This window comes from Streptomyces sp. NPDC001231, assembly GCF_042896885.1.
Lineage (GTDB): Bacteria > Actinomycetota > Actinomycetes > Streptomycetales > Streptomycetaceae > Streptomyces.
Window position 1 is genome coordinate 140,540 of the sequence record NZ_JBIAXS010000001.1, and the last position, 10,688, is coordinate 151,227.

A 10,688-nucleotide genomic window follows, 5' to 3' on the forward strand; every position below is an offset into this window, starting at 1 on the left:
CCGACTGGAAGGCACGACCATGGCGGGACCCGTCCTGGAAATGCGCTCGATCGGCAAGACCTTTCCCGGTGTCAAGGCGCTGTCGGACGTCACGCTGACGGTTCGCCGGGGCGAGGTGCACGCCATCTGCGGGGAGAACGGCGCCGGCAAGTCCACCCTGATGAAAGTGCTCTCCGGCGTCCATCCGCACGGAAGTTACGAGGGCGAGATCCTCTTCGAGGAGGAGGTCTGCCGTTTCAGGGACATCCGGGCCAGCGAGCGGCGCGGCATCGTCATCATCCACCAGGAACTGGCGCTGGTGCCGTACCTGTCCATCGCGGAGAACATCTTCCTCGGCAACGAACACGCCACCCGCGGGTTCATCAACTGGAACGACACCCTCCGGCACGCCACCGAACTGCTGCGCCGCGTCGGCCTCGACGAGCACCCCGAGACTCGGGTCGCCGACATCGGCGTCGGCAAGCAGCAGCTCGTGGAGATCGCCAAGGCGCTGTCGAAGTCGGTGAAGCTGCTCATCCTGGACGAGCCGACGGCCGCCCTGAACGACGAGGACAGCGGCAAACTCCTGCGTCTGATCCTGGAGTTGAAGAAGCAGGGCATCACCTCGATCGTCATCTCCCACAAGCTGAACGAGATCCGCCGGGTCGCCGACTCGGTGACGATCCTGCGCGACGGCCGCACCATCGAGACCCTGGACGTGAAGGCGGCCGGCACCACCGAGGAGCGGATCATCGCCGGCATGGTCGGCCGCGACCTCGACCACCGCTTTCCCGAACGCACCCCGCACCAGCCCGAGGAGGGCGCGGCCCCGGCCCTGGAGATCCGGGGCTGGACGGTGTTCCACCCGATCGACCGGCAGCGCCGGGTCGTCGACGACGTGTCGGTCCGGGTGCGGCGCGGGGAGATCGTCGGCATCGCGGGCCTGATGGGCGCCGGCCGCACCGAACTGGCGATGAGCGTCTTCGGCCGCGCCTACGGCCGGTACGCGGCCGGCATGGTCCTCAAGGACGGCCGGGAGATCAACACCAGGACCGTCGCGGAGGCGGTCGGGCACGGCATCGCCTATGTCACCGAGGACCGCAAGCACTACGGCCTGAACCTCATCGACACCGTCCACCGGAACATCTCGCTGACCGCGCTGCGCAAGGTGGCCCGGCGGGGCGTGGTGGACGAGCACGAGGAGCGGCAGGTCGCCGAGGGCTTCCGCACGTCCATGAACATCAAGGCGCCGACCGTCTTCGAGCCGGTGGGCAGGCTGTCCGGCGGCAACCAGCAGAAGGTCGTCCTCAGCAAGTGGATCTTCGCCGGTCCGGACGTGCTGATCCTGGACGAGCCCACGCGCGGCATCGACGTGGGCGCCAAGTACGAGATCTACACGGTCATCGACCGGTTGGCCGCCCAGGGCAAGGCGGTCGTCTTCATCTCCTCCGAACTGCCGGAGCTGCTCGGCATGTGCGACCGCATCTACACGATGGCCGCGGGGCGGCTGACCGGTGAGGTGCCGCGGGCCGAGGCCACCCAGGAAGTGCTGATGCGCCACATGACGAAGAACACGAAGGACGAAGAGGTGACGCGATGAGCACGGACGTGACCGCGCAGACCCCGGCCCCCGCGCCACCGGAGCGCGGCGCGGCGGCCGCCGGCCACGGTCTGCTCCGGCTGGTGCTGAACGGCCTGCGCCGCAACATGCGGCAGTACGGCATGCTGATCGCGCTCGGCCTGATCGTCGTCCTGTTCGAGATCTGGACCGGAGGGGACCTGCTGCTGCCGCGCAACGTCTCCAACCTGGTGCTCCAGAACAGCTACATCCTGATCCTGGCCATCGGCATGATGATGGTGATCATCGCGGGCCACATCGACCTGTCGGTCGGCTCGCTGACCGCTTTCGTCGGCGCGGTGGCGGCGGCGCTGACGGTCAGCCACCAGGTGCCGTGGCCGGTCGCGGTGGGCCTGTGCCTGCTGGTGGGGGCGGCAGCGGGCTCGCTGCAAGGGTTCATGATCGCCTACCTGGGCATACCGTCGTTCATCGTCACCCTCGCCGGGATGCTGCTCTTCCGCGGTCTGACGGAGATCCTGCTCAAGGGCCAGACCCTCGGCCCGTTCCCGGGTGGGCTCCAGAAGATGGGCAACGGCTTCCTGCCCGAGGTCGGCCCGAACACCAACTACCACAACCTCACCCTGCTCCTCGGCCTCGTCCTGATCGCCTCCGTGGTGTGGCAGGAGGTGCGCGACCGGCGCCGGCAGCAGGAGTTCTCCCTCGACGTGCCGCCCGCGCGGCTGTTCGCGCTCAAGCTCGTCGCCCTCGTCGCCGCGGTCCTGATCGTCACGCTGCTGCTCGCCAGCTACAAGGGCGCGCCGATCGTGCTGATCGTCCTCGGCGTGCTGGTGGTCGGCTACGGCTATGTGATGCGCAACGCCGTCTTCGGCCGCCACATCTACGCCATCGGCGGCAACCTGCCCGCCGCGAAGCTGTCCGGCGTCAAGGACAGGCGGGTCACCTTCCAGGTGTTCCTGAACATGGGCGTGCTCGCGGCCCTGGCGGGTCTGGTGGTGGCGGCCCGCCTGAACGCGGCCTCTCCGAAGGCGGGCGTGAACTACGAACTGGAGGCGATCGCCTCGTCGTTCATCGGCGGCGCCTCCATGAGCGGCGGTGTCGGCACCGTGCTCGGCGCGATCATCGGCGGCCTCGTCCTCGGCGTGCTGAACAACGGCATGAACCTGCTCAGCGTCGGCACCGACTGGCAGCAGGTCATCAAGGGCCTGGCGCTGCTTGCGGCGGTCGGGTTCGACGTGTGGAACAAGCGCAGGTCCGGCTCGTGAACCGGCCCGCGCCGCACCCGCGCGGGGTCGCGGTACCCGGGAATCACACTTCCCACACATGAGTTGAACAACGCCGCCTCCGTCTCCGTATCCATGGGTGGCCCGTGCTCCCCCGCGCGGGCCACCCCAGGACGACGGGCCCGGTCGTCCCCGCCGGGCCCGCCACACACGGAGGTTCCGTGACTCCACCCACGCGTGAAGGCGCGGGCTTCCTGCGTCAGTGGCTGGGCCACGTGGCAGAGGACCGGGAGGTGGTCCCGCACCATCCCATCCGGCGCGGCCGTCTGACGCACGGTGGGGCGCAGGAGGAACTTGTACGCGCGGAGCACCCTTGGCCCCTCCGTGCACGGCGCAGGGTTTCGGTGACAGCAGTGTGCTGCGATTCACGGCGGTCGCCTCTGGCCACAACCACAACGCCCCCGATCAGCCCCGGCTCGAAGACCTGCCCACCCCACATTCAACGAGCACCGCCCGGAAAGGTCACACATTCGGCAGACGAACTCCCCTTCCCCACCGGCTGCAGTCGACGGCCCCCTCGAAAGGAATCTGATGGCTGACAACGTCACCTCGCTGTTCCGCAGCACCGCGGCGCACAGCCCGTCGATGGCCGCGCTGACGCGGGAGGGCGGCGACGGGGCCGGGCCGGTGGACTTCTGCATTCCGTGCAACCCCTACTTCCCCACGCCCGCCATGTTCCAGGACATGGCGACACGGCTGCGCGAGATCGTCACGTACTACCCGTCCAGCGCCGACACGATCACCGCCGAACTGTGCAGTCTTCTCCAACTGCCGCCCCAGTGCGTGGCGATGGGCAACGGCTCCACCGAGCTGATCACCTGGATCGACCATCTGCTCGTGCGTGAGTCCCTGGCCGTCCCCGTCCCCACCTTCGGCCGCTGGACCGACCAGCCCATGGAGACCGGCAAGCGGGTCGACATGTTCCCGCTCCAGGAGTCCAACGGCTTCGCCCTGGACCCGGCGCAGTACGTCGAGTTCATCCGGGCGCGGGGGACCAGGGTCGCCGTGGTCTGCAACCCCAACAACCCCGACGGCGGCTTCGTGCCCAAGCACGCGCTGGTGCAGTTCATGGACGCCCTGGCCGATCTGGACCTGGTGGTGATCGACGAGTCGTTCCTGGAGTTCGCCGACGCCGAGGCCGAGCCGAGTGTGGTGCAGGAGGCGATGCTGCGCCCGAACGTGGTCGTGCTGCGCAGCCTGGGCAAGAACTTCGGCCTGCACGGCATCCGCTTCGGGTACCTGGTCGCCAATCCGGCACTGGCGGGCAAGGTCCGTTCGATGCTGCCGAAGTGGAACCTCAACTCCTTCGCCGAGCACGTGGTGTTCATGCTCAAGGAGCACGGCGCGGAGTACCGGCAGAGCCTTCAGCATGTGCGCCGCGACCGGCTGGAGATGGCCGCCCACCTCTCGGCGCTGCCCGGTCTGACGGTCTACCCGTCCCAGGGCAACTTCCTCTTCGTGCGCCTTCCCGTGGGCGCCGAGGGCACCGTGGTGCGGGACCGGCTGCTCACCGAGCACCGGATCCTGGTCCGTGAGTGCGGCAACAAGATCGGCTCCTCCAGCCGCTTCCTGCGGCTCGTGGTGCGCCCCGAGGTGGACGTTCGTCGTCTCGTCTCCGCCTTGGAACAGGTGCTCTACGGGAGCGGGAGGGGAGCGGCCGTACCCGAGCTGGGTACAGGGACCAACTACAGCTCGGGTACGGCCGCGGTGGACCGGCTGGTGAGCGAGACCAACGGGGGCGGGCTGCGGATGCCCGCCACCGCGCAGGCCGCCGTGGCCGCCGTTCCTGGTATGGCCGCGGCCCCGGGGACAGCCGCCCCGGCCGCCGGCACCGGGATGCCGCTCCCCGTCACGGCGTCGGCGGCCACCGCCCCGCAGCAGGTCGCCCCCGGCACGCCCCTGCCGGCGGCCACCGCCCAGCCGCCGGCCCCCGCACCGGCCCCGATGCACCCCCTGGCACCGGCGGCACAACAGGTCCCGGCTCCCGCCCCCGCCCCGGCACCCGTACCGGCGCCCGCTCCCGGCCCCACCCCGCCGGGTGTCCCCGCCCGCGGCGGCCTCACCGCCGCCCAGGTGCGCGGCATGACCGCCCCGCCCCCCGCCGCCCCCGGCCTGACCCCGGCCCCGGCGACCGGCTGGCCCAGCCCCCAGAACTGGCCGAACGCGGCAGGCATGGGACAAGCGGGCTAGCGGCGGGGCCAGGGGGCCTCTCCGCGGGACTCCGGCGCCGCTCGTACGCCGTCGTGCGGCGGCGCCGAGTTCCGTGTGCGTGCGGGGCGCGGCTCGGCTTCCGTGCAGAATGGCGGCACCCGCGCCCCGTAAGATCGCCCCGGAGGCACACCCTTGGCGCTCAGCAGACGTTCATTCAGCGCCCTCGCCGGCGCCGCCGCGCTCGGACTGGCCCTGGGCGGCAGCGGCGGACCGGGGGCGCCGTCGGCCTACGCCGCCCGCTCCGTGCCCACCGGCCCGCCGCCGCCCCCGCCGCGCGCCGACGGACGGCGGCACAGCGTCGGCTTCGACCGCTACTCGCTGCTGGTGGACGGCCGGCGGCTGGTGCTGTGGTCGGGCGAGATGCACCCCTTCAGGCTGCCGAGCCCCGCCCTGTGGCGGGACGTGCTCCAGAAGATGCGCGCCTACGGCTACAACGCCGTCAGCGTCTACGTGGCCTGGAACTACCACTCCCCCGCCCCGGGAAAGTACGACTTCACCGGGGTGCGGGATCTGGACCTGTTCCTGCGCATGGCCGCCGAGACCGGCCTCTACGTCATCCTGCGCCCCGGCCCCTACATCAACGCCGAGGTCGACGGCGGCGGCTTCCCCGGCTGGCTGACCGCCACCGAGGGCACCGCGCGGACCGCCGATCCCACGTACCTGAAACACGTCGACGAGTGGCTGGGTCACGTCGACGCCATCGCCGCCCGGCACCTGTTCACCCGGGGCACCGGCACGGTCCTGCTCTACCAGATCGAGAACGAGTACGACGCCCACGTGGACGAGCCGACCGGTCGCGCCTACATGGCCCACCTGTACAAGAAGGTGCGCGCCGACGGCATCGACGTCCCCCTCTTCCACAACGACAAGGGCAGGAACGGCCACTGGATCCCCGGCTCGTTCGACACCGGCGGTGAGAAGCGGCGGTGGCTGTACGGGTTCGACGGGTACCCGTCGCCGTCCCAGACCCCGCCCGACTGGGGGTACTTCGGGAGCGGCGGCAAGACCGGCGGGGCGAGCGCCAGTCCGCGCACACCCGGGTTCATGCCGGAGTCCGGCGGCGGCTGGTTCGATCCGTGGGGCGGTGCCTGGTCGAAGGGCAAGGGATACGCGGAGTCGCGGCGCACCCGGGACGCGGCGTACGAGCGGCGCTTCTATCTGACCCACCTCGCCAACGGCATCACCGTCCACAACGTGTACATGGCGTTCGGCGGCACCTCCTGGGGCTGGCTGCCCGCGCCGGTCGTCTACACGTCGTACGACTACGGGGCGGCCCTCGACGAGGGTCGCCGGCCCAGCGACAAGCTGGTGCCGATGCACCAGATCGGGCACATGCTCCAGCGCATCCCGGACTTCGCCAGGCTGGACCGCGCGGCCGCTGTGAAGGTGCGCGGGCTGAGGACGTACCACCTGAAGAACCCGGACACCGGCGCCCACGTCTACGTCCTGCGCAACGACGGCGACCAGGAGGTCTCCTCGACGCTGCGCGCGGTCGGCGCCGACCTGCCGGTGACCGTGCCGGCCCGGGACGCCCGGCTGATGGTCACCGGGCTGTCGCTGGGGCGGCGCAAGGTGCGGTACTCGACCGCGCAGCCGATGCTGTTCCTCACCGCGGGACAGCAGGACGTCGCCGTGTTCTGCGGGCCGCAGGGCGACTTGGCCCGCGTGGTGCTGGAGGCCGCCGAGGAGCCGCTGGTCACCCGGATGAGCCAGCAGGCCGCGTACGCCTACGACCGGGGCCTGCTGCGCCTGACCGTCCCGCTCGGCGCCGGCGGGCTGATCGGGGTCCGGGTGGAGGGCGACGGAAACGACCGCCCGCTGCTGCTGCTCTTCGCCGACGAGGCGACCTCGATGCGTCTGTGGCCGTACGACACCCCGTCGGGCTCCCTGCTGGTCCACGGCCCCGCGCTGCTGCGCACCGCCACCGTGCGCGGCTCCACGGTGCACCTCACCGGCGACACCGTCGGGGAGACCGGGCTGGAGATGTGGGGGCCGCACGGAATCGGCGGTGTGACGTGGAACGGCCGCGCGGTGCCGGTGTCGGCCACCGGCTCGGGGAGCGTGCGGGCCGGCGCGCCGCTGCCGGGCGTGCCCGAGGTGACGCTGCCCGAGCTCGGCGGCTGGCGGACGCGCACCGAGAACCCCGAGTCCGGGCCGGGCTTCGACGACTCGGCGTGGAAGCCCGCCGACCGGACGTCCTCGCACAGCACGACCCCCGTGCCGAAGGGGCAGCCGGTGCTGTTCGCCGACGACTACGGATTCCACTACGGGGACGTCTGGTACCGCGGCACGTTCACGGACTCCACGAGCGTCGAATCGGTCTCCCTCGCCTACAGCACCGGCACGCAGGGACTGCTGATGGCGTGGCTGGACGGTGAGCCGCTGGGCACCCACCGGATGCCGGTGCCCGACAACAGCACCATCCGGCGGGGAAGTTGGTCGGACACGGCGGTCTTCCCGGTGCGCGGCCCGCAGCGCGGACCCGGCCGGCACGTGCTGTCGGTCCTGGTGCGGCGGATGCAGCACGACCAGGACGGCGCGGCGCGCGACACCCACAAGGCGGCGCGCGGTCTGACGGCGGTCACCTTCACGGGGGCCGCGCCGAAGGTGCGGTGGCGGATCCAGGGCGAGGCCGCGCCCGACCCGGTGCGCGGACCGCTGAACAACGGCGGGCTGTACGGGGAGCGGGAGGGCTGGCACCTGCCGGGCTTCCCGGACCGCGACTGGGAGCCGGTCACGTTCCCGCGCGCGGCGCGGCGGCAGGGGGTGACCTGGTACCGGACCACGTTCCGGCTGGCCGTGGAGCAGGGCGTCGACGCCTCGATCGGGCTCACCCTGGACGACGACCGGTACCGCTCCTACCGCGCGCAGATCTTCCTCAACGGCTGGAACATGGGCCAGTACATCAACGATGTCGGTCCGCAGCACACGTTCGTCCTGCCGAACGGGATCCTGCGCACCCGGGGCACCAACACCCTGGCCCTGGCGGTGCTGTCGGAGTTCACCACGCTGTCGGGCCCGGGACGGGTGCGGTTGACGCTGCTGGGCGCGGCGGCCGGCGGGGTGCCGGTGACGCCGCTGCCGTCGCCGGGTCGGTGACACGGCAAGCGCTCAACTAGCCGAAAGGCAGCGGTCGTTCCCGGTCGCACAACGGTCACCGGATCGCATGACGCGGGCAACTCCCGCCGCGTAGGCTCGGACGGCCCTCCCGTGACGGAGGGCCGGAAGGGGTGTGGCGATGGACTCAGCGGGCGGGTCGGTCCGCCTCGCCCTGGACCCCGCCGTACTGGCCGGGCGGTGCTCCGTCTCCTTCTGGATCCCGGCCGCCGTGCTCACCGCCGCCCTGGTGATCAAACTGTCCACGGTCATCCGGCTGTGGCAGGACCCGATGCTGCGCGAGATCGGCGCGGTCTCGCGGGCCCCGCGCCACCCCGCCCGCGTCGAGGCGGTATGCCTCAGGGCCTCCGTGCCGGCGGGGAGCGTGCCCGTTCATGAGTGACACGAGTGTGGGAGGAAAGACCTTCCGCCACCGCGGGCGGCGCGGGGATGATGGGGGCAGGCCTGGGAGATGCGCGGGGGAACATGGTGCGTAGGAAAAGGGAGATGCGGCGGCTCGCCGACGCGCTCATCGACCCCATCCAGGTGCCGGTACCCGCCGACCCGGAGGTGCTGTTAACCGCGCTCGTCGACTCCGTCAGCGCCTGGCGGGGCCGCCGGGTCGTGGTCCGGCGGGAGGTGTTCCCGCCGCACACCGCCAGCGGGCTGTGGCTGGAGGGCGAGACCCAGGACGTGGTCGTCGTCGACCAGCGGGCCGCCGTGTGGCACCAGATCGTGATCTTCTGCCACGAGGTGTGGCACATGAACCGGCGGGAGGCCGATGGGGACGCCGCGCCCGCCGCGGGCCCGCCCCGGCCGGTCGCGGCGCGCACCGACTTCAGCCTGGCCGACGAGCAGGAGGCCGACCGGTTCGGCATGCTGATGGGCCGTCGGCTGCGGACCTGGCTGGAGGCGTCGGCGGACCCGGTGTTCGGCGACGGTCCCGACCACGGCCAGGACCTCGCCGGACGTATCGGAGCGGCGCTCAACTACCGGGGGAACCGGGGAACATGAGCGGCCTGATCAACTACGTCAGCTGCGGTGTGCTGTGGCTGGGCCTGGCGGTGAAGGCCCCCGATCTGGCCCGCCACCGGAGCGATCCCTATCTCCGCGCGATCTGCGCGGTGCTGGGTCTGGGCGGCTTCTGCTTCCTCCTCGGGGCTCCGCCGACGGTCGGCGCGATCAACCGGCTCAGCGGTGTGCCGAACCTCGCCGCACCGCTCACGTACGCGTCGATCACCGCGTACAGCGCGGCCTCCCAGGTCCTCGTCGTCTACTGGCGGGGCGGCGAGCACGTGCACCGGGTGGCCCGGCGCTGGATCGTGGCCTACACGCTGGTGCTCGTCGGCATCGCCGTCACGTTCGCGCTCGGCGAGGCGCCGGTGGAGCGCCGTACCGACCTGGACACCTACTACGCCACGACGCCGTTCGTCGCCGAGATGATCGTGCTGTACCTGGTGGGGCATCTCTGCGCCGTCAGCGTCACCACGGTGTCCGCGCTGCGCTGGGCGCGCGAGGTGGCCGGCTGGCTGCGTGCGGGGCTGGTGGTGCTGGGGGTGGGGTCGCTGTGCGCCGGCGGGTACAGCGTGACCAAGCTCGTCGCCGTGGTCGCCCGCTGGTGCGGGCGGGACTGGTCCTCGCTCGGCACGAACGTCTCGCCGGCCGCCGCCGGGATGGGCGCCCTGCTGACGTCGGCGGGCATCCTGGTGCCGCTGGCCGGGCCCCGCCTCACCGAGTGGCGGCGGTCCCGGCTGGCGTACGCGCGGCTGGAACCGCTGGAGCGCGAGCTGGACGACCTGCTCACCCGCCGCTGTCTGCGGCTGCCGCGGCCGCGCTGGGCCACGCCCACCACCCGGCTGATGTGGCGTCAGACCAGCATCCACAACGCGCTCAGCTATCTGGACGCGTCCTTCGACCGGTCCCTGTACGAGCGCACCCACGAGGCGGTGCTGGGGTCGACCGGTGACACCGAGCGCGCCGAGGCCGCCGCGTGGGCGGCGGTCATCGCCGCCGCCGTGCGCGAGCCCGGCGAGCCGCTGCCCGGCGAGGCGGACCGGCTGACCGTCCGGGTACCGGGCCCGGCCGCCCTGGTCCGCGTCGCGGACGCGCTGGCCGCCCCCACCCCCGCAACGGCCACCCGTGTCCCCACCGGCCCGACCCCCACGACCACACCATGACCGACTCCCACGCGGCCCGACGACCGCCACGAGAAACCCCCGAAGCCGCGCCCACAACGACCGCACCCGCCGCCACCGCCCGCGGCCCGGCGGCACACCCGCCGACCACGCACCCCCCGACCACCCACCGGACCGGCCCGCGCGGGACCGCCGCGCACGGAGCAGCGACACCGCCGCCCGGCGAGCGCGCGGCCACCCCCTGCCCGGCACCCACGCCCCGGACAGCCGTCCCCCGCGGGGACGCCACACACAGAGCGGCGACACCGCCGCCCGGCGAGCGTGGGGCCACCCCGTGCCCGGCACCCACGCCCCGGACAGCCGTCCCCCGCGGGGACGCCACACACAGAGCAGCGACACCGCCACCCG

At 72.1% G+C, this 10,688-nt stretch carries 7 protein-coding genes; all 7 read left to right on the plus strand.

The genetic code is table 11. The features are described from left to right. Positions 1–19: 19 nt before the first annotated feature. The 7 genes from mmsA (at position 20) to ACFY3J_RS00735 (ending at position 10,322) form a co-directional block, all read left to right on the plus strand. The gene (gene mmsA, locus ACFY3J_RS00705) at positions 20–1,579 is read left to right on the plus strand and encodes a multiple monosaccharide ABC transporter ATP-binding protein (RefSeq protein WP_390839674.1); all 1,560 of its coding nucleotides are present in this window, start codon (positions 20–22) and stop codon (positions 1,577–1,579) included. Beyond that, entirely contained in the window at positions 1,576–2,820 is a 1,245-nt protein-coding gene (gene mmsB, locus ACFY3J_RS00710) for a multiple monosaccharide ABC transporter permease (protein WP_384173548.1), read from the plus strand. Before mmsA ends, mmsB begins: the two co-directional genes overlap by 4 nt. A gap of 549 nt (positions 2,821–3,369) precedes the next feature. Next, positions 3,370–5,028, plus strand: a complete 1,659-nt coding sequence (locus tag ACFY3J_RS00715; RefSeq protein WP_390839676.1) for a pyridoxal phosphate-dependent aminotransferase — start codon at positions 3,370–3,372, stop codon at positions 5,026–5,028. 153 nt (positions 5,029–5,181) lie between these two features. Continuing rightward, positions 5,182–8,148 carry a beta-galactosidase gene (locus tag ACFY3J_RS00720; RefSeq protein ID WP_390839678.1) on the plus strand — a complete coding sequence of 989 codons (2,967 nt, stop codon included), beginning with the start codon at positions 5,182–5,184 and terminating at the stop codon, positions 8,146–8,148. 139 nt (positions 8,149–8,287) lie between these two features. Continuing rightward, positions 8,288–8,548, plus strand: coding sequence for a hypothetical protein (locus ACFY3J_RS00725; protein WP_390839680.1), 261 nt, complete (start codon positions 8,288–8,290; stop codon positions 8,546–8,548). Between the two features lie 86 nt (positions 8,549–8,634). Then, positions 8,635–9,159 (plus strand): toxin, encoded by a 525-nt coding sequence (locus tag ACFY3J_RS00730; protein WP_384174090.1) that lies wholly within the window; start codon positions 8,635–8,637, stop codon positions 9,157–9,159. Continuing rightward, a complete protein-coding gene (locus ACFY3J_RS00735) occupies positions 9,156–10,322 on the plus strand; it encodes an MAB_1171c family putative transporter (RefSeq protein ID WP_384173536.1) in 1,167 nt (388 codons plus the stop codon). Before ACFY3J_RS00730 ends, ACFY3J_RS00735 begins: the two co-directional genes overlap by 4 nt. Positions 10,323–10,688: the final 366 nt, after the last annotated feature.

Bases quoted from the DNA above. Each gene is read 5' to 3' on its own strand.
- mmsA (WP_390839674.1), top strand. From the start codon at position 20: ATGGCGGGACCCGTCCTGGAAATGCGCTCGATCGGCAAGACCTTTCCC.
- ACFY3J_RS00725 (WP_390839680.1), top strand. From the start codon at position 8,288: ATGGACTCAGCGGGCGGGTCGGTCCGCCTCGCCCTGGACCCCGCCGTA.
- mmsB (WP_384173548.1), top strand. From the start codon at position 1,576: ATGAGCACGGACGTGACCGCGCAGACCCCGGCCCCCGCGCCACCGGAG.
- ACFY3J_RS00715 (WP_390839676.1), top strand. From the start codon at position 3,370: ATGGCTGACAACGTCACCTCGCTGTTCCGCAGCACCGCGGCGCACAGC.
- ACFY3J_RS00735 (WP_384173536.1), top strand. From the start codon at position 9,156: ATGAGCGGCCTGATCAACTACGTCAGCTGCGGTGTGCTGTGGCTGGGC.